Annotated in this window: 13 protein-coding genes; 9 read left to right on the top strand and 4 right to left on the bottom strand. The window is 64.4% G+C overall.

Annotation, left to right across the window (positions count from 1 at the left end):
* Window positions 1-123: 123 nt before the first annotated feature.
* On the bottom strand, window positions 124-2,247 hold the full coding sequence (locus KA354_00530; GenBank protein MBP7933103.1) for a CPBP family intramembrane metalloprotease: 2,124 nt from the start codon (window positions 2,245-2,247) through the stop codon (window positions 124-126).
* Window positions 2,244-3,203: an ABC transporter ATP-binding protein gene (locus KA354_00525; protein MBP7933102.1), complete on the bottom strand. Its 960-nt coding sequence runs from the start codon at window positions 3,201-3,203 to the stop codon at window positions 2,244-2,246. Before KA354_00525 ends, KA354_00530 begins: the two co-directional genes overlap by 4 nt.
* Window positions 3,204-3,289: 86 nt before the next feature.
* On the opposite strand from KA354_00525, the gene priA reads away from it, so the two are divergent.
* A complete protein-coding gene (gene priA, locus KA354_00520) occupies window positions 3,290-5,575 on the top strand; it encodes a primosomal protein N' (protein ID MBP7933101.1) in 2,286 nt (761 codons plus the stop codon).
* 101 nt (window positions 5,576-5,676) lie between these two features.
* On the opposite strand, the gene KA354_00515 is transcribed toward priA, so the two are convergent.
* Entirely contained in the window at window positions 5,677-6,495 is an 819-nt protein-coding gene (locus KA354_00515) for a sigma-70 family RNA polymerase sigma factor (GenBank protein MBP7933100.1), read from the bottom strand.
* Between the two features lie 583 nt (window positions 6,496-7,078).
* On the opposite strand from KA354_00515, the gene nth reads away from it, so the two are divergent.
* Window positions 7,079-7,837, top strand: a complete 759-nt coding sequence (nth, locus tag KA354_00510; protein ID MBP7933099.1) for an endonuclease III — start codon at window positions 7,079-7,081, stop codon at window positions 7,835-7,837.
* Window positions 7,838-7,847: 10 nt separating this feature from the next.
* Here the strand turns inward: nth and KA354_00505 are convergent, their stop codons facing one another.
* Window positions 7,848-9,419, bottom strand: coding sequence for a sigma 54-interacting transcriptional regulator (locus tag KA354_00505; GenBank protein MBP7933098.1), 1,572 nt, complete (start codon window positions 9,417-9,419; stop codon window positions 7,848-7,850).
* Between the two features lie 248 nt (window positions 9,420-9,667).
* On the opposite strand from KA354_00505, the gene KA354_00500 reads away from it, so the two are divergent.
* The 7 genes from KA354_00500 (at window position 9,668) to KA354_00470 (ending at window position 20,504) form a co-directional block, all read left to right on the top strand.
* Complete coding sequence (locus KA354_00500; GenBank protein ID MBP7933097.1) at window positions 9,668-10,723, top strand: sulfate ABC transporter substrate-binding protein; 1,056 nt, start codon at window positions 9,668-9,670, stop codon at window positions 10,721-10,723.
* Window positions 10,724-10,805: 82 nt separating this feature from the next.
* Window positions 10,806-11,663 (top strand): sulfate ABC transporter permease subunit CysT, encoded by an 858-nt coding sequence (cysT, locus tag KA354_00495; protein MBP7933096.1) that lies wholly within the window; start codon window positions 10,806-10,808, stop codon window positions 11,661-11,663.
* A 58-nt stretch (window positions 11,664-11,721) separates the two neighbouring features.
* Window positions 11,722-12,600: a sulfate ABC transporter permease subunit CysW gene (gene cysW, locus KA354_00490; GenBank protein ID MBP7933095.1), complete on the top strand. Its 879-nt coding sequence runs from the start codon at window positions 11,722-11,724 to the stop codon at window positions 12,598-12,600.
* Window positions 12,590-13,675: a sulfate ABC transporter ATP-binding protein gene (locus tag KA354_00485; GenBank protein MBP7933094.1), complete on the top strand. Its 1,086-nt coding sequence runs from the start codon at window positions 12,590-12,592 to the stop codon at window positions 13,673-13,675. Before cysW ends, KA354_00485 begins: the two co-directional genes overlap by 11 nt.
* Before the next feature lie 209 nt (window positions 13,676-13,884).
* Window positions 13,885-16,938, top strand: a complete 3,054-nt coding sequence (locus tag KA354_00480; protein ID MBP7933093.1) for a hypothetical protein — start codon at window positions 13,885-13,887, stop codon at window positions 16,936-16,938.
* Window positions 16,939-17,039: 101 nt separating this feature from the next.
* Window positions 17,040-18,377, top strand: coding sequence for a DUF5009 domain-containing protein (locus KA354_00475; protein ID MBP7933092.1), 1,338 nt, complete (start codon window positions 17,040-17,042; stop codon window positions 18,375-18,377).
* 132 nt (window positions 18,378-18,509) lie between these two features.
* Window positions 18,510-20,504, top strand: coding sequence for a DUF2961 domain-containing protein (locus tag KA354_00470; GenBank protein MBP7933091.1), 1,995 nt, complete (start codon window positions 18,510-18,512; stop codon window positions 20,502-20,504).
* The last annotated feature ends 118 nt before the right edge of the window (window positions 20,505-20,622 follow it).

Below are 20,622 nucleotides of genomic sequence, written 5' to 3'. Positions count from 1 at the left end.
GCCCAGACCGGTGGGCTGACGGTACGGCATGCACCACGCTCCGGGCAGGATCGTCCTCCCGCTGCCGTCCGCCCCGCGGCAGGCTCGGGGCCTCACCGCCACGCCGGCCTCGGCTGAGAGACTTCACCACGCCGGGTGCTGATCGACGGCCTCCGTCCTTGCAGCACTCCGCACGATCAAGATGCCCGCGACGAAGGCCAGCAGGGCGCCGAGCAGCACGGTGAGGCTGACGGCCCACGACGGATGGTGGCCCTCGGCCATCCCCAGGAAACGCGGCACCCGCTCGTCGAGGGACGACACGACCAGCGGCCAGGCGTTGTGCATCGCGTGCATCAGCATGCCCGGCAGAACGGACCGCGTCTGCCAGCAGACGTATCCCAGAACAACGCCCAGCAGCGTGGCCAGCGGCATACGCTCCACCATGAAGTGGAACACACCGAAGATGACCGCCGCCACGACGATCGCGGACCACTTGCGAAGCCCGGCTGACAGTCCGCGAAGCAGAAAACCACGAAACAGCAGTTCCTCCGTGATCGCCGGAGTCAGGCTCAGCAGGAGAACCATGAGCCAGAGCGGAGCGGCCCCCAGCTGGGCATTGATCTGCTGTTCGTACTGTCTCAACGCGTCCGATGGCGGCGTCAGCCAGGATTGGGCCTGGACGAAGCGGTGGGCCAGCAGGTAGCTCGATGATCCCAGCAGAATCACGCCCAGCCACGCCTTGGCCGGCGGAAAACGCAGCCGGAACGTATTGACCACATCGATCTTGAGGTAGCCGCAGACCGCTAACGGCAAAACCGCGAAAAGCCCGGCGAACTGCATGACGGCAAGGACTTTCAGCTTGTGCAGCAGGTTCTCTACCGAAGAGCCAAAAAGAACGTTCTGGGCATAAAAAGAAACCGGAAACAACAAGGCCACCAGCACCAACGCCTGAGACATGCTCGGAGCCGGCGACGGCCGCATAAACCGCCGGCGGATCAGCGTCTTGTACGAGCCGACATCGACGAACAGCACCGCTTCCTGGCCAAACAGCCGGGCGGCCAGGGCGATCGCGGCCGCCGCATAGAGCGTGGTCGAGAGCATGACCACGGCCACGCTGCTCCAGGCGTAGGTCTGCTGGAACAGCTCGCGAGCCAGCAGCACCATGTTGCCCACCGGCAGGACCAGCATCGGACCTTCGAGTCGAACCGAAGGGAGGGTCACGGCGGCACTCGGAATCAACGCCCCGATGATCACCGGCATGACGTAATTCTGGGCCTCCTTAAAGGTCCGAGCGAAACTGCACACCGCCACCAGGATCGCCGAGAACAGCAGGGCAAACGGTACCATGCACAGCAGAACAACTGGCAAGATCCCGATCGGGAAACGAACCGGCATCTCCGAGGTCAAGGCATGGGTCAGACCGCCGAAGTGCATCGTCGCTCCGACGCTGGCCAGATTCAGCGTCGCCGTGGCCAGCCCGATGGTAGCTACCACCAGGAACTTGCCGACGATGAGCGTGAGCGGCGACGTGGGCGTGGCCATGAGCGTTTCCAACGTGCCGCGCTCGCGTTCGCCCGCGGTCAGGTCGATGGCCGGATAGACCGCCCCAGTGATGGTCATGAGCACCAGAATGATGGGAATGATCTGCCCGAGAGCCCACCCACCCCGCTGCTGGTCGGTGGCCGTCGAACTCGCCGTGATCTCGATTGGCTTGAGGATGGTCTGGGCATTGACCGAGCCCGGCAGCGAAGGGACCATCTTGTCGAGCAGTTCCTGGATCGAGTCGCGGGCAAGAACCTCGCGGAGTTGGCCGAGCAGGTGGCTGAGTTCCTCCATGGCCGCTCGGCTGCGGACGTTGACCTCACTGTAACGGATACGGATGTTCAGTACCGCGGGCTGAGCGTGAGGCCCTTCCGGGAAATCGAGGTCCACACGAGCCTGGATGATATCACCGAGCTTCTCGTCCGGGGTGTCCTGCACCTCGACCACGAAGGTCGCTCGCTTCTCCTCCGATGGCGGGCGAGCCTCCTGAGCCCTGTGGATCAGCTCCCTCAAATGCTCCGCAGTCACCGCATCGCCGGCAGCAATCGTGTACTGCTGGGTCCGGAGCGACGCCCGCTCCGCTTGAGCCGCCCAGACAAAACCAAGCATCAGTACCGGGTAGAGCACCACCGGGATCAGGATCATGGCCATCAGCGTCCGCCGATCGCGGAGGATGTCCGTGAGTTCCTTGCGGTAGATGACCCGGAACTGCTGGATGCGGCTCATGAGGCGGATTCCTGTGATGGGGCGGTCTGCGAGAGAGGCTCCGCCTGGGCCACGCGGAGGGCATCGGTGGCCGCCGCGCCTTCGACCGCCCGAGGGGCAATCTCCGACTTGTGGTCCACCAACTTGAGGAAGATGTCCGTCAGCCGCTGGCAGCCGCTCAGCGCCCGCAGGGCGGGCATGTCGCCCTCGGCAATCAGACGGCCCTGGTGGAGAAGACCGATCCGGTCACAGAGTCGCTCGGCCTCGTCCAGATAATGGGTGCTCAGCAGAATGGCTTTGCCGAGCTGCCGCTCCTGTCGGATGAAGTCGAGGATGATCCGGTTCGTGAGTACATCCAGCCCGAGTGTCGGCTCGTCCAGAATCAGAATCAGCGGATCGGCGATCAGCGCCCGGGCGATGTGGGTCCGCTGCTTCTGACCGGTGGACAAAGCCCCGCAGCGCGTGTCGGCAAACTCATCCATATCCAGCCAGCCGATCAGCTTGTTGACCCGCTCCTCAATGAGCGGCATCTCCATGCCGTTGAGCAGTCCGAAATAGGGGAGCAGTTCGCGGGGACTCAGCCGCTGATACAGCCCCGCGTTGGCAGTGAGGAAACCGATGCACTTCTTCGCGGAGAACGAGTCAACGCATACGTCGTGACCGTTGATCAGTACCTGACCGCTCGTCGGCCGCATCAGGCCTGCCAAAATGCGCAGCGTGGTGGTCTTGCCTGCTCCGTTGGGACCCAGAAGTCCGTAAATCTCACCGGCCGACACCTGGAAACTGATCCCGGCCACCGCCAGCTTCTCCTGACCGTCCACGGTCGGAAAGCTCTTGACCAGATCGCGCACTTCAACATGACTCAAGATGCGGACTCCCGATTCCGCCCAGTAGCCCAGCCGGCGGTCGCCCGCACGGCTGCCCGGCCCGGCCGTACGGCACCCCAAACGGCCCACGCCACGAATCAGGCCGGCCATCGGCTTCGCTCCCCGGCCTGCCACCTACCTGTGGGGCAACCTCTCTCTTATACTGCCAGACGCACGATGATTCGAGGATCAAGCTAGTGACGCCGGCCCCCGATGCTCAAGCCCGTCTTTGGACCGAGTCGCCCGAGGTGCGCATCGGCCCCGTCGCCCGGGTCGCGATGCTGGCGGCCGTCGACAAGCTCTACAGCTTCAGCGTGCCCGACACCCTCGCCGCCCAGATCATGCCCGGCAAACGCCTCACCGTCCCCTTCGGCAGGAAAGCCCGCCCCGCAACCGCCTTCTGTGTCTCCGTCGCACCCGAGCCGTGGACCAGCACCCTCAAGCCGGTCATCGAGGTCCTGGACGACCAGCGATTGCTCAGCGACCGACTTCTTGAACTGGGCCAGTGGATCTCACGCTACTACGCCTGCCCCCTGGGCCGAACCTTGTCCGCCATGGTGCCGGCCTCGATCCGCGACCAGAGCGGCTTCCACACCGTCCGAGGCTATCGGCCACTCCACGACGACGCCAGCTCGCCACCCCACAAGGCCCTTCGTTCGACCCGGCGCCAGGAAGTCATCAAGGCCCTCGCCAGCCAAGAGGAACCCATGGACGAGGAGACCCTCTGCACCCGAGCGAACGTGACCCGGGGAATCCTGACCGCCATGGTCAAGGCCGGCCTCCTGGCCGTCGAGACCCGGCGTGAACCAGCTCCGGCCCCGAACTTCGACCGGCCGGGCGCGGAACCGGATTTCCAACTCAACACCCCCCAGAAGGAGGCCATCCAGCGGGTCTCCGCTCTGGCCGGCACACGTCAGTTCAAGACCGTCCTGCTCTACGGCGTGAGCGGCAGCGGCAAGACCGAGGTCTACATCCACTCCATCCGCTCAGTCCTGGCCGCCGGGCGGCAGGCCATCCTCTTGGTGCCCGAAATCGCCTTGACCACGCATCTCGTCGATCGCCTGGTGAGCCGGTTCCGCGATGTCGCGGTCATTCACAGCGGCTTGACCGGCGTGCAGCGTTCGTTGACCTGGTCGGCCATCGCCCGGGGACTCAAGCGAGTGATCATCGGTACCCGGAGCGCCGTCTTCGCCCCTTGTCCCGATCTCGGTTTGATCATCCTCGACGAGGAACAGGAGGGTAGCTACAAGAACCAGCAGTCACCGAGGTTCCATACCCGCGACGTGGCCATCAAACGCGCGCAGATGACCTCCATTCCCGTCGTGCTCGGCTCGGCGACGCCGTCGCTCGAAACCTGGTACAACTGCGATCGGTTCGCCCACTTCGAGCGCATCTTCCTGCCCGCACGTATCTCCGGCCTGCCGATGCCCGCGGTCGAACTGGCCGACATGCGCCTGGCCCAGCGCGAACGCAAAGGCATCCACCTTCTTTCTCCACGCATGGAATCGCTGTTGGCCGAGACGCTCGACGCCGGACAGCAGGCGGTCCTGCTGCTCAACCGTCGTGGATATGCGAACTACCTGGTCTGCACTCGCTGCCGCCGCCCGATCGTCTGCCCACAATGCCGGGTCAACATGGTCTTCCATCAGACCACCGAGAAGGCGGTCTGCCATTACTGCAATACCCGCATCGTGGTCCCCAGGCGCTGCGGCGACGCGTCCTGCGGCGGAACACTGGTACGCTTCGGAATGGGCACGCAACGCGTCGAAGAAGAACTGCACCGCAAATTCCCTACCGCCCGGATCGCCCGCGCCGATAGCGATACGATGACCCATTTCGAGGAATACAAACGCGTGCTGAAAGCCTTTGCCGAGCATCAGCTCGACATCCTGCTCGGCACGCAGATGATCGCCAAGGGCCTGGACTTCCCATCCGTGGCCTTCGTGGGCGTCGTCAACGCGGACACGTCACTGGCAATCCCTGATTTCCGGGCGGCAGAACGAACCTTCCAACTGGTTACCCAGGTGGCCGGACGCGCTGGGCGGGCAGAGGCCGGCGGCCGGGTCATCGTTCAGACGTTCATGACCGGAACGCCCGCCCTTCAGTTCGCGACGACACACGACTACCCGGCGTTCGCTCGGCACGAACTCGGCATCCGCCAGGCCCTCGGGTGGCCTCCGTTCACCCGCCTCGCTCGCTTGGTCGTCTCTGACCCGAGCCAGAGCCAGGCGGCTCAACTCGCCATGGAAGCCGCTGAAACCCTCCGCCAATTCCTCGTCAACCTTCAGATGGCTGCTGAGGTTCTGGGACCCCAGAGCGCCCCCTTGTCCCGACTCAAAAACCGCTATCGATACGACCTGCTCATTCGAGCGGCCAACGCCAACCGGCTCATGGAAGTGGTCGATCGGCTCCGCAAGGAGGGTGTCATCAAGATCTCCACCAGGCATGTGCTCATCGATGTGGACCCCGTATCTCTCCTGTAAAAACCGCGAGTAGCGGCCAACTCCTCGGTCGCCCGCTACTCCTCCCCGGAACTCCGCTTCGGGCACGGATCATAACCCGCGCCCTCCGACCATCCCGGCGTTTATTGCAGCACCGGATCTAGATCCAGTACGCCCCGCAGCTTGATCAGGGCGATGTTCTGAATCTGCCGGACACGCTCCTTGCTCAAACCGATCACTTCCCCGATCTCTTGAAACGTCAGTCGCGACTCCTCTTCCGGCGGGAAACGATGCGAGAGAATCTGCGTTTCCAGGTCGGTCAGCTCACCCAAATTCCTGTCCAGAACGCGCTGCAACCGCTCGACGTACAACCCCGCGTCAAGGTCGGGCATGCCTTCCGGCCGCTCGAAACTCAGATCGTGCTGAACGGGGAACAGCCGCCGGTAGTGAGTCTCCTGCTTCCCCCGACGCATCAGCGCCCGGGCAATGACGTTGCACGCGTAGGTGCTGAACTTGTACCCCCGCCACGGATTGAAGCGGTCCACCGCCCTCGATAGGGCAAACATGGCCTCGCTCTGAAGATCGTCCTCGTCCATGTGCCGGGAACCGAATCGCCCAATCATCGAATAAACCAGCCCCAGGTTCTGCTCAACGATGAACTCCCGGATGGCCTCCCATCGCTCAGTCCAGGCCTCGCGCTCCAACCTGGCCGAACGACGCTGGTTCACCGGTCGAGAGGCTTGATAGGCCGCAGTGTGGAGGGCAATGAACAACTCCTGCTCGTCCGGGACCGGACCCAACTCCGTCGAACAAATTCGATCCGCCAACCGGATCGTGTCTTCGCAAGCGGCCTTGGTGCGAATCATCGCGTTCGCGGCATACCACAGAGGTCGAGCCTCGGGTTCGTTCGACCCCGGATGACGACCCGACGCACTCTTGGCTGGGGCTTTCGTGTGTACCATAGTCTCGCCTGTACCTTTCAAGACAGCTCAGTCCTCAAGAATCTAGGACCACTTTGGTACGATTAAATATAGCACCATTTCGGTACGGTTACAAGGGCTCTCCAAAAAAAGTTGTACAATTCGGACGTCCCATTCCGAACCCAGGCTACCACGTTTCATACCTGCAATACGATCGGTGAATGTAAGTGGTTCTCAATACAATCGTTAAAGCGTTTCCGTGGAAAAGCAATACAGAACGGACGGTGCTCGCGGGGGGCTTATCGGACGTGGTTCTTACCCCGTGCCAGGTCCATCTCTCTTTTGTACTTCATCCGTTGGAGCTGGTAGCCCAGGAGGCAGCTCGGCCTGAGCCGCTGCGGCCGATGCCCGGTCTGACACCCAACATCTGCCCGCCGGGGTCCTCGAAATCCAATCCTTGACCTGCTAGAGTGCTCGGAGCACCGAATACGAATGGATGATCCCGCGGCACGCGCCGGGCGGTGGGCGGACTCGCCGGGCGGCCAAGGCACCGGACGCACCAAGCGTCGCCCCGGCGGACGTTGGAACCTCATGAGGGCAGGATCGCCTCAAGGAGCAGGATAAGATGAGCCGATCGGTTCCGCGAAGCCGCAAACGAACCCCAACCTCCAAGGTCAAGGCCCGGTCGGGCAAGGCCAGCCTCGGGCGAGGCAACACGGCCGAGAGCCTCGAGGCTCGGAAAAAGCGGACGGCCAAGATCCTCGAACGCCTCAGGCAACTCTACCCGCACGCCGAGTGCGCCCTTCAGCACGACTCCGCCCTGCGGCTGCTCATCGCCACGATCCTCTCAGCCCAGTCCACTGACGAGATGGTCAACAAGGTCACGCCCGTTCTCTTCGCCGCCTATCCCAACGCGGAGACGCTGGCCGCCGCCGATCCCGCCGACATCGAACGCGTGGTGCACTCCACCGGCTTCTTCCGGCAGAAGACCAAGAGCATCATTGGGGCCTGCCGCAGAATCGTCGAGCGGTTCGGCGGCCAGGTGCCCCAGACCATGGACGAGCTGACCCAGTTGCCCGGCGTGGCCCGCAAGACGGCCAACGTCGTGTTGGGCACGTGGTTCCACAAAGAGGAAGGCGTGGTCGTCGATACCCACGTTGGCCGGCTGGCCCATCGCTTAAGACTGACTTGGTCGAGCAGAGATGAGAAGGACGCCGTCAAGATCGAGCAGGACTTGATGCAGGTTCTGCCCCGCGCGGAATGGACCTACACATCCCATGCCCTGATCTGGCATGGACGTCGAGTCTGTTCGGCTCGCAAGCCGAACTGCGGGGCTTGCGGTCTGGCGAAGCTGTGCCCGTCCGCCGGCCTGGATGAGCCATAAACCCTCTGGATTATGATGCTTCCAGTGGCCTGAAGTGGCTCCAGTCGACCTGGAGTTTGCGCATGCGCGCCCGGAGCGTGTGCGGATTGATGTCTAGCAGACGGGCGGCGCCATGCGGCCCTTCGATCCGTCCCCGCGTGCGAAGCAAGGCCTGCTCGATGTGAGTCTTCATGGCCGCGTCCAGCGTGGCCAGTTCCCCTCGATGTGACCATCGTGTGGCCGACTCCCCGGCGACGGCCGCCCGCGGCGAGGGCAGGGACATCCCCACGCCCAACGCCTTGGCCACTTCCAGCCGATGCCCGTTCCCCAGGATCGCCGCTCGCTCGATCACCGCGGCCAGTTCACGCACATTCCCCGGCCACGGATACGCCACCAGCAGATTGTTGTCCTCGGGCGCGGGTACCAGCGAGGGCGTCCCTAGCCGCTGGGCGGCCCGCAGCGCGAAATGGGCCGCCAGGGCGGGAATATCCTCGATCCGCTCGCGAAGCGGGGGAATGCGGATCGGAAATACCGCAATCCGGTACCAGAGATCCTCACGGAACAGGCCGTCGGCCACCATCTGGTGCAGGTCACGATTCGTGGCCGCCACGACCCGCACATCAACATGGAGCTGACGCTGGCCGCCAACCCGCTCGTAAGAACCGTCCTGAAGAATACGCAGCAGCCGAACTTGCGCGGCGGCGGGCAGTTCACCCATCTCATCCAGGAACAACGTCCCGCCGTCGGCCCGCTCAAACCAACCCTTACGCATGGCCACCGCCCCCGTGAAGCTGCCGCGCTCGTGGCCGAACAGCTCCGAGTCGATCAGCTCCGGCGGCAACGCTCCACAGTTTACACGCAGAAACGGACCACCCGTCCGCCGCGACCGATTGTGGATCGCCCGAGCAACCACCTCCTTGCCGGAACCGGTCTCGCCCAGGATCAGCACCGGCACGTCCGAATGGGCGACCAGCTCAACCCGCTCCAAAACGCCGCGAAGTCCGGTCTCCGCGCCCACCACCGAGTCACTGATGTCCTGGCGACCCAGCCGGGACAAAAGCGATCGGCGATCGGCTTCCGCGGCTTCCCGGAGACGGGTCAACTCTCGAAGCTGGTGGTCGTTCTCCAACGACATGGCAAACGGCTCAAGCAGCGCCCGCATGATGCTCTCATGCTCGCCGCGGAAAATGCCTACCGTTCCACCCACCAGAATCAGAACTCCAACCGGCTCGGCGTCAATCCGCAACCCACCGGCCAGAACCTCGCCCTCCAGTCCGGCCGGCAGCAGCCCCGGCAGAAGACCCTCCACCTCATCCACCGGGCCACGCAGCACCTCGCCCCGCCGACACCAGTTCACAACCCCCTCGAACCGCTCGCTGGTACCCTCACTCCGCGTTGACTCCGCAGCGGCGTCCGACACGGCCTGTCCGACGGCCACCGTCTCCACACAGCATCGCTGCAAATCGAGCCGCCGGACGACCACCCGATTCACCGGCACCCGCTGAGCAAGTATCGGCGTAATACGATCGACCGACTCGCTAATCTCAATGTGCCGACACGCTTCCCGCCAGATGTCGAGCAACAACGGCATGAACTTACGCATCGCAGATCATCCCATATTATATGATTGATTATCTATCATATATCATCACAACCTATCAAATAAGCTGGAGTTGTCAAGGGCGTCTCTCGACTCTGCCTCTTGCGTTTGCCCCTAGGTTGCGATAACATCGCCATCTGCCGTCGTGGTATGGCAATTGCAGTGCCATATGCCCGACGACCAGACGAGTACGCCCCGGCGCGGCGAGACCCTGGTCCTGATGCCCGCCCTGTGGCCTAAGGAGTCGATGAATGTCGATCGGAAGAGGGTACATTGCTTTGGCCTTCTGGGCCGTGGTGGCAGGCACCCTCGCCGGTTGCGACGACAACGCCGAGCCGGCCGCCAGTCAACCCGGACCGGCTGCCGGGGAAGCGGTCCTCCTGAACGTGTCCTATGACCCCACCCGAGAGCTCTACCAGGAGTTCAACGGGGCCTTCACCCGCATGTGGAAGGCCAAGACCGGCCAGACGGTCGCCCTGCGCCAGTCGCACGGGGGGTCGGGTAAGCAGGCTCGGGCGGTCATCGATGGCCAGCAGGCCGACGTGGTCACGCTGGCTCTGGCCTACGACATCGATGAGATCGCCGCTCGGGCGAGGCTCCTGCCCGCCGGTTGGCAGAAACGACTCCCGGACAATAGCTGCCCTTACACCTCCACGGTCGTTTTCCTGGTACGCAAGGGCAACCCCAGGGGCATCAAGGACTGGGATGACCTCGCGAAGGAGGGGATCTCGGTCATCACCCCCAACCCCAAGACCTCGGGCGGGGCCCGGTGGAACTACCTGGCCGCCTGGGGCTACGCACTCCGGCAGCCGGGTGGTAACGAGGCCAGGGCCCGCGAACTCGTCTCTCGGATCTTCAAGAACGTGCCGGTGCTCGACTCCGGGGCCCGCGGTTCGACCACCACTTTCGTGCAACGGGAGATCGGCGATGTGCTCATCACCTGGGAGAATGAAGCCTTCCTGGCCATCGATGAACTGGGCAAGGACAAGGTCGAGTTGGTGACCCCGTCGATCAGCATCCTGGCCGAGCCGCCGGTGGCCTTCGTGGACAAGAACATCGAGCGCCATGGCACGGCGGAAGTGGCCAAGGCTTATCTCGAGTACCTGTATTCGACTGAGGGCCAGGAGATCGCCGCGAAGCACTACTACCGCCCGCGGGACAAGGCCGTGGCCGAGAAGTACGCCAGTCGATTCCCCAGCCTCACCCTGCTGACCATCGACGGTGATTTCGGCGGGTGGGCGGAGGCACAGAGAATCCACTTCGCGGACAAGGGCATCTTCGACCAGATCTATCAGCCGTCCAAGTGAGGCCCGAAACGTGAACGGTGAAGGCGGAGCTGTCGGGACCGTTGGCATGACGGGAGGAGCGCCCTGGCCCGACGGACCTGGCATCGCCTCCTGCTCCTCCTGGCCGACGCTCAAGCAGCGAAGCGTGCTGCCGGGTTTCGGCCTGACCCTGGGATTCACCATCGCCTACCTCAGCCTCATCGTGCTCATTCCGTTGGCCGGGCTGTTCCTGAAGACCTCGACCGCGGGTTGGAGCTCCTTCTGGGAAACGGTCACCGATTCCCGCGTGCTGGCCGCGTTTCGCCTGAGCTTCGGAGCCGCGGCGATCTCGGCCACGGTCAACCTGGTTTTCGGCTTGATCGTGGCCTGGGTGCTGGTGCGTTATCGTTTCCCCGGCCGGCGGCTGGTGGACGCGCTGATCGATCTGCCGTTTGCCCTGCCGACGGCGGTGGCCGGCATCGCCTTGACCGCGGTGTACTCCCGCAACGGTGTCCTGGGGCATTTCCTGGAAGCGGTCGGTATCAAGGTCGCCTTCGCCCCGCTCGGCGTCATCGTGGCGATGACCTTCGTGAGCTTGCCGTTCGTGGTGCGAACCATCGAGCCGTTGTTGGAAGACCTCGAACCGGAGCTTGAGGAGGCGGCCGCCAGCCTGGGGGCTCGCCGCTGGCAGACCCTCTGGCGGGTGATCCTCCCCGAACTCTGGCCGGCCCTGCTGACCGGCTACACCCTCGCCCTGGCCCGGGCCCTGGGCGAGTACGGGTCGATCATCTTCATTTCCGGCAACATGCCGATGAAGACCGAAATCGTGCCCCTGCTGATCGTCATGAAGCTCGAGCAGTTTGACTACGCCGGGGCGACGGCCATCGCGGTACTGATCCTCTTTGCTTCTTTTAGCCTCCTTTTAGTAATTAACGGCCTGCAGCGATGGAGCGTTCGGCGGCATTCCGGGCAGGGGCACTAGGCGGCGTCCTCGGACGCGGGTGGAGCGAAGCGTGCAGATCGGACAACTCGCCAACGCGATGAGACCGACTCAGCTCCCTGACCGGGCGACGACGGAGCCGCTCTGGGTCCGGGTGCTGCTCACCAGTATTGCCATGGGTTTCGTCGGGCTTTTCCTGCTCGTCCCCCTGGCCGCGGTTTTCAGCCAGGCTCTGGCCAAGGGTGTCCACGCATATTTCGGTGCCCTGGCCCACGCGGATGCCCTGGCCGCCATCCGGCTGACCCTGCTGACCGCGGCCATTGCCGTGCCCCTGAATCTGGTCTTCGGGGTGGCCGCCAGCTGGGCCATCGCCAAGTTCGAGTTCGTCGGCAAAAGCGTGCTGATTACGCTGATTGATCTCCCGTTTGCGGTTTCGCCGGTGGTGTCCGGGGTGATCTACGTGATTCTCTTCGGCATGCAGGGTTACTTTGGCCCCTGGCTGGCCCGGCACAACGTGGAGATCATCTTCGCCGTGCCCGGGATCATCCTGGCCACGGTGTTCGTGACCTTTCCCTTCGTCGCCCGCGAGCTGATCCCGTTGATGCAGGCTCAGGGCACGGAGGAGGAAGAGGCGGCGGTCTCGCTGGGGGCCAGCGGGTGGCAGACCTTCTTCCGGGTGACCCTGCCGAACATCAAGTGGGGGCTGCTGTACGGCGTCATTCTGTGCAACGCCCGGGCGATGGGCGAGTTCGGGGCGGTCTCGGTCGTCTCCGGGCACGTTCGGGGCGTCACCAACACCATGCCTCTGCACGTAGAGATCCTCTACAACGAGTACAACTTTGTCGGGGCCTTCGCCGTGGCGTCACTCCTGGCCTGTCTGGCTCTGGTGACCCTGGCGCTCAAGAGCCTCGCGGAGTGGCGGTTCAAGCAGCAGCTGGCCCAGGAATCAGCCGAGCGAGGGCCGAGCCATGAGTATTGAAGTTCGCAACGTGACCAAGCACTTCGGTGACTTCGGGGCGCTCAAGCATGTCAGCCTGGAAGTCAGGACCGGCGAACTGGTCGCCTTGCTCGGGCCGTCCGGCTCGGGCAAGACCACGCTGCTGAGAATCATCGCCGGTCTCGAAGTTCCCGATCCCGGCGAGGGGCTGATCCTGCTCAACGGCGAGGATGTGACCGTCAGTCACGCGGGTTCGCGGCAGGTCGGCTTCGTGTTCCAGCACTATGCCCTCTTCCGGCACATGACGGTCTTCGAGAACGTGGCCTTTGGGCTGCGGGTTCGACCTGCCCGGCAGCGGCCGAGCAAGACTGAGATTCGCCAGCGGGTGATGCGGCTGCTCAGGCTGGTGCAGCTCGATTGGTTGGCCGACCGATACCCCGGGCAGTTGTCCGGCGGCCAGCGCCAGCGAGTCGCCCTGGCCCGGGCCCTGGCCATCGAGCCCAAGCTCCTGCTGCTGGACGAGCCGTTCGGGGCTCTGGACGCCCGGATCCGGGAGGAACTCCGCCGCTGGCTGCGCCGCCTGCACGACGAGTTGCATGTGACCAGTGTGTTCGTCACTCACGACCAGGAGGAGGCCCTCGAGGTTGCCGATCGCGTGGTGATCATGAACGAGGGCCGCATCGAACAGACCGGTACACCGGAAGAGGTCTTTCACCGCCCGTGCAGCGAGTTCGTCATTGAGTTTCTCGGTCACGTCAACATCTTTCACGGTCGGATCGAGGGCGACAAGGCCATTTTCGGGCCGCTGGAGGTGGAGTACTCCGACAGCCCGACCGACGTTGTTCTGCCGGCACGAGGTCTGGTTCGGCCCTATCATTTCGACCTCGCCCTGGAGGCCGGAGGCAAGCCCGGCTTCCGAGCCACTATCCTGCATATCAACGCCGCCGCCCCGCAGGTCAAGATCGAACTCCTCTCCGACACCGGCCAGAGCGTTCATGTCGAGCTTCCCCACGACCGCTACCGGGAACTCGGCTTGGCGGTCAGCCAGACGGTCTTCGTCACTCCGCGGGAGATCAACGTGTTCGTGGACAACCAGTCGGCGGGCGTCCCGGCCTGAGCCGTTGCCGGGGGGCAAGGCCGGGATGCGGTTTCCCGGGGACGCGTTCTTCCGGGCGCGGGGCGGGCGTTTTGCGTTGACCCGCCGCGCCGGTCCCACTACACTGAAGGGACCGGATCGACCCGTGGTCGGGAGGCTTCGAGGGAAGCCGGCCGTGCCCACCGTGTGGACACATCCGGGCATCTCTCGAGCTGGAAAGGAGCACCGCCGTGGTAACTCTTTATAGAGCTTTATACCTGTTTTCAATGGTTTTAGCCCTCTGTGCGGCCATGGTTTCGGCGCCCGCCCGGGCCAACGTTTATCCGTCCGGGCTCAAGGTCCTGGACGACGATCTCAACATTTTGACCTGCGATCCGGTGGCCATCCGCTACGTGCTCAACGAGAACGCCGACGGCGACGGGGTCAACCCCGGTGTGACCGTCAAGATTCGCCGGGCGGGTGACGGCACGGTGGTGCGAACCGTGGCCATTGTCAGCCAGGCCAAGGGCATGCAGGTTTTCATCTGGGACAAGAAGGATGATCTCGGCCAGCTGGTGCCGGACGGCGACTACAAGGTCGACATTGTCACCGCGGACGACGGCTACGCCGCGTGGACGCTGATCAGCACGGATTCGGTGCAGAACAACTTTGGTGTCCCGATGGGTGTGGCGGTCAACACCAACCCGGCGAGTCCGTACTATGGACGGATTTACGTATCGCAGGGCAACGCCACCAAGACGGTCGCCCTGCGGCCCATGAACGACGGCGTCTACGTGATGAACGCCGACTTCTCTGATGCCGTGGGGCAGGGGGATACCGCGTTGACCGGCGGGGTTGACTGGGGTACGAGCTCGTCGAACAGCCCGCTCCGACTGGCCCTGGACGGTGAGGACCGGCTGTACATCGGCGACTGGTCCGATGCCCACGCCGGGTTGTGGGTGGCCGACCCGGACGTCATCGTGGCGACGGAGGTCCTGGACAGTACGGATCGGAGCAGTACCGGGCTGAATGGTGTTCACGGCAGCATCTCGGACATGATCGTGTTGGGGACGGGGGCCGAGCGGGTGATCTACACGATCGACGAGGACTTCCTGGGCGGAGGCACGGCCGATCGAGCCGGGAGCATCTGGATGTACCCGATCGGCACGGCGGCCATGACTTCCACACCCCCCACGGTATTCTACGATGACGAGGTTGCCCAGAACAGGATCGTGAACTACACCGCGGCGCTGGTGAAAGCCGCTGACGGCACCTTCTGGGTCAGTCAGTATCGTTCCGGCATTGCCGGGGAGCTCTATCCCAGTCTCATGCAGTTGGATGCCAGCGGGGCCATTCTCTGGAGTTCCGTGCCCGAACTGGCTGCGGACTCGCTGACCGATCCGCTGCGTGGAACGCAGAGCATCGCGTTCGACCCGGCGGCCCGCCGACTGGTTCTGGCCACCAACCGGGCCCAGACCACGCCGACCGCGGCTCAGGGTCTGATCATCATCTTCAACACCGATTCCCGGAGCATTGAGGCCTCGTTCTTCTTTGATACCGCCTCCTCCACCACCAACACCGACTCTGCTTTCGACGCCGCCGGGAACGTCTACGTGGCCAACCGCAGCAAGGAGCGTGTCCGCGTCTGGTCGCCGCCCACGGGGGTCCACAGCTTCACCACCACCTCCCCGGTGTTCCGGCTGTCCGGTGCCGGGGCCGGCGGGCCGACCATCCATCAGCAGCCGGCCGGCGTCAGCATTTGCTCGAACGGCAGCGCCTCGTTCGCCGTGAGTGCCACCGGCTCTGGCACGCTCAAGTACCGCTGGAACAAGAATGGCACGGAGCTTCCCGGTCAGAGCGGGAACGGTTCGCCCACCCTGGCGCTGACCGGCGTGACTGCGAGCGACCACAACGCCCAGATCACCGTGAACGTCTGTGACGACAACGGCGTGACTGTCAGTCAGCCGGCGGTCCTGACCATTTTCGGGGTTCCGACGATCAGCACCCAACCGCTGGGCGCCGGGTATCGCGCGGGGGACGCCATTGTTCCGCTCACTCTGGTCGCGGCCAGCGGCGTGACGACGGACCCGGTGCTCAGTTACCAGTGGAAGAGGGTTTTCAACGGGACCACGACGCCGGTGGGCACGGACTCGCCCACCCTTGAGCTGGGGACGGCGAAGGCGGCGGACCACGGCGTCCAGTATCTGTGCGAGGTCACAGATTGGTGCGGCAACACCACGACCAGCGACACGATCACGCTCAACATTCTGCCCAAGTTGTGCAACTTCCCGTGGGCGGATGGCGACGACGACGGCGATGTCGATCAGGTCGATTTTGGCGCCTTCCAGCTCTGCTACACGGGTGCCGAAGGCGGCTACGACGCCGAAGCCTGCGGCTGCTTCGATCGGGACAGGAACGGCAACATCGACCATGGCGACCTGGCCCTGTTCGTGGCCTGTGCGGACGGCAGCGGGCCGGACGTTCCCGCCGACGCGGTATGCGGGGCCCACGTTCTCTACCGGGACGACTTTGACAGCGGCGCGTCGGCCGGTCGGTGGACGCTGAAGACGACCAGTGCCGACAGCACCGTCAACTTCGACTTCGACTATGGCGGGCTTGGGATTCCCTCGGCCCCGCGGAGCATGAGCGGATCCAGGAAGGGCGTGTTCATGTCGGTGAATGACGACGGCACGGGGACGACCGAGGCGGCGATCGCCTATGCCGATTCCGCCGACTTGAGCGGCGACTACACGCTGTCGTTCGACCTGTGGCTCAATTATGGCACGGGGAACACGACCGAGTTTGCGGTGTTCGGCATCAACGGTGACGGCAGTTCGATCGTGGTACCGACGCTGGGTGTGAACGGTCCCCCGGCGGTAGCGGGGACCGGGCCGACGTTGGCCGGCTACCTTTTCGCGGTGACCGGTGACGGGGGCACGGTGCGGGACTACCGGGCTTATGATGGGGTGACTGAGCTGATCGCCACGGCGGCCGGTTTCCAGGCGGCCAGCGGGAGCCAGGATTCCGCGGCGGCGTTGTACACGGCGTTGTTCCCGGCCCCGAGGTCTTTCATTGCGGGGTCGCCGGGCAACACTGGGGGCAACGGTTGGGGTTGGGCTCGGGTTGATGTTGTTCACGCGGGGGGGCTGGTCACCTGGCGGATCAACGACACGATCCTTGCCGCTCGGGCCGCGTCCTCGTATCCCAGCGGCAAGATTCTGATCGGGTACATGGACATGTTCACCTCCATCTCGCAGGCGGCGAGCTATGTGGTGTACGACAACGTGATCGTGACCGCCCCTTGAGGTGGACTTGGGAGCCTGTCTCTCCTATGGTAGCGGGCGCCGCGGGCGGACTTTGGTCATCCGTTTGCGGCGCCCGTTGCCTTTTCCCGATAGGAGGGACGATGTCGACTGATCCATCCGGGTCTCTGGCGATGCACCCAGAGGATATCACGGCGAGCGTTCCGCTGGAGGGCGTGTCTGGAGGCTCGGTCGCGGGGGTCAAGCCGCCGGTTCCGGCGTTGGCCGCGGGCCGGTCGCCGCGGCTGCGGTCGCTGGATGCTCTTCGCGGGTTTGACATGTTCTGGATCATCGGCGGGGGGGCGTTGATCGAGGCGATCGCCGGGTACTGGTCGACGCCGGGTCTCAAGGCGGTGACCAGCCAGCTGGAGCATGTGAAGTGGCACGGCTTCCAGTTCGAGGATCTGATCTTCCCGCTGTTCCTGTTCATCTCCGGGGTGACCATGCCGTTCGCCCTGGTATCCCGGCTCGAGCGGGGCGAGGGCAAAGGGGGTCTTTACTGGCGAATCGCGCGTCGGGTCGTGCTGCTGGTGTTCCTGGGGATGGTGGTGAACGGCCTGTTCAAGTGTGATTTCGCCCATCAGCGGTACTGCAGCGTACTGGGTCGGATCGGCCTGGCGTATGGCCTGGCGGCGGTGATCGTGATCAACGCGGGGGTTCGCGTTCAGCTGCTGTCATTCGTTGGGTTGCTGGTGGCGTACTGGGCGGCCCTGAGGTACATCCCGGTGCCTGGGGTTGGTGCGGGCCAATGGGACGACCAGTCCACCTGCCTGGCGGGGTATGTGGATCGGCTTCTGGTTCCGGGTGCGCTTTACCGGGGGGACCACGATCCTGAAGGGCTGCTGTCGACGGTTCCGGCGGTTTCGACGGCGTTGCTGGGGGCGATGGCCGGGCGTTGGCTGCGGGGGGCGTGGCCCGGAGGGGTGGTCAAGGCGTTGGGGCTGTTGGCGGCGGGGCTGGTGAGTCTGTTGCTGGGTCTGGTGATTGGTGGCGGGGACCTGCCGGGGCTGACCGAGTTTTGGGGTGGCCTGTTCAGCGGTCTGCCCGAGTCCTGGCGGCAGGCGATGGCCGGGCTGCCCGAGTTTTGCCGGCAGTGGAAGCCGCTGTTCCCGATCAACAAGAACCTCTGGAGCAGCTCGTTCGTTCTTTATGCCGGCGGATGGAGCCTTTTACTGCTAGGGCTCTTCTACCTGGTGATCGACGTGATCGGGTTGTGGCGGTGGTCGTTTGTGTTCATCGTCATCGGGCTCAATCCGATCACCATTTACGTGGGGCAGCGGTTCATTGATTTCCGGGCGGCGGCGGATTTCTTTTTTCAGGGGGCGGTTCATCGCTGGGCGGCGGAGGCTGCCTGGCCGGTGCTGATGCAGGCCGGCGAGTTCCTGCTGGTCTGGCTGTTCCTGTATTTCCTGTATCGCAAGAAGGTCTTCCTGAAGGTTTGAGCGGACCCGGCGTTGCGGCGGGGCCGCGGCTCGGGGAGTTGAGGATGGGGCGTGGGGCGTGGAGAAGGGTGCCGGCCGGTGGATGCGTTCGACCGCCGGAAGGCGGTTTTGCCGTTTCGAAGGAGAGTGGTCATGCATGGTGCGGGCTATGCCTTGTTCGCGGTGGCGATGTTGGCCGGGATTGCGGCCCCGGCGTCGGCCGCGCCGGACCGGTGGGTTCTGGGCATCGAGGAGCTGTACCGGCTTGATCGGCTGCCGATGTTCAAGGACTCGGTCAAGGTGGCGTCGATCTCGAGCTACGACCGCAGCGGCGGCAACGACGACGGTTTCTCCGGCAAGTACTCTTTTGTGCGCAAGGAGGCGGACGGCCTGGTCCTGGCGGACCTGAAAGGGCCGGGGATCGTGTACCGTCTGTGGACGCCCACGCCCACCGACGACGTTTTCGGGTTCTACTTCGACGGCGAGGAGGTTCCGCGGATCGAGGTGAAGTTCCGGGAGATCTTCATGGGCAAACAGGCTCCGTTTGTCTCGCCGCTGGTCGGATTCGGGGCGGGAGGGTTCTACTGCTACGTGCCCCTGCCGTACCAGAAGTCGCTCAAGGTGCTGGCCAAGGCTCAGAAGATCCAGTTTTACCAGATCAACTACGCCACCTACCCGGACGATGCGCCGATCAAGAGCTTCGATCCCCAGTCGTCGCCGGAGTATCTCGCCCACCAGGAGAAGGCCTGCAGGCTGTTCGGCTCGAGCGGTCGAGACATCAGCCCGTTCGGCAGTCCGGCGGGGGCGGTCGCGGCGGACCATGCCGTTTCCGCGGTGCTCAAGCCGGGGGCGAGCGCGACCCTGTTCGAGACCGACCAGGGTGGCCGGATTGTCGGTTTGCGGATCGGGCCGATGAGTCAACTGGGCGGCAAGGCCCGCGACGTGCTGCTCAAGGTGACCTGGGATGGGGCTTCGGGGCCAGCGATCCTCTGCCCGGTGGGGGATTTCTTCGGCTCGGCGTGGGGTCGGCCGGCCATGACCGGGCTGATGCTCGGTACCAGGAATGACGAGGGCTACTGTTACTTCCCCATGCCGTTCGAGAAGTCGGCGAAGCTTGAGCTGGTCTCCGAGCGGAAGGACGGCGGGGCCATTGGCGTGACCGGGCAGGTGGTGGTTTCGGCCGTCGCGCGGGCGGCCGACGAGGGCCGATTCTACGCCCTGTGGCGGCGTGAGAACCCGACGACCCGGGGTGAGCCGTTCACCTTCATCGACACACCGGGCCGGGGTCACCTGGTTGCCTGCCTGATCCAGGCCCAGGGTGAGCGGCCGGGGGGGACGCTGTTCTTCGAAGGAGACGACCAGACCTGGCTCGACGGTGAGCTGACCATCCACGGGACCGGCTCGGAGGACTTTTTCAACGGCGGGTGGTATGACGTACCCGGCCGGTGGGATCAGCGGCGATCGTTCCCGTTGAGTGGTTGCCTGGACTATATGAAGCACCTCGGGCGGACCGGGGCCTATCGTTTCATGCTCACCGACGCCTACGCCTACCGGAAGAGCCTTCGCCAGTGCATCGAGCATGGCGGGGACAAGAACAGCGAGCAGGGCGACTACGCGGGCCTGACCTTGCTCTACTCGGAGAACACGCCAGCCGGTTGCGGCACGGTTCCGGAAGCGGGTCGGCGGGTGGTGGTGGATCCCAAGCGGATCACGTTTGCCGCGGGGTGGAACATTCCGGTGAAGGGGTTCTCCTTTGACGGGGCGACGCTGACCAAGAAGGGCGAGAAGGTGGGTGGCCACGACGTGCGGTTCACCTCGCTGCAGGCGGCCAAGGAGCATGACTGGTTCGGCCCGCCGTTCCTGTGCCTGACGGTTGATTTGCCGGCCACGGGTCGGTACGCGGTCTCGGTCGAGGTGGTGAAAGGGCCCGCCCAGGCGAAGGTGCAGTTGTTTGACAACGAAGCCCCGGTGGGCGAGCCGGTGGACATGTACGCGGAGAGCCGGGTCAAGAGCGAGGTGATCCCGCTGGGGGTCATGGATCTGGTCGAAGGGAACAACGACCTGATGATGAAGCTGGTTGGTAATAACTCCAGTTCCACGGGATTGGGAATCGATCTGGTGAGCATTGTGTGCGAGCGGAAGGACTGACGCCGAGGGGAGGGCGGATGGGGTGGCCGGTCGAGGTGACGGTGGAGCGCCAAACGAAGCCAATGGGGGTCGTGGTCGGGGGCTGGCGTGTTGGTTTTGGGAGAATGTCGGGCGCCAA

Source organism: Phycisphaerae bacterium, assembly GCA_018003015.1.
Taxonomy (GTDB): domain Bacteria; phylum Planctomycetota; class Phycisphaerae; order UBA1845; family PWPN01; genus JAGNEZ01.
The sequence above is the reverse complement of the archived record's forward strand: the minus strand, read 5'-3'. Positions and strand labels throughout refer to the sequence as shown.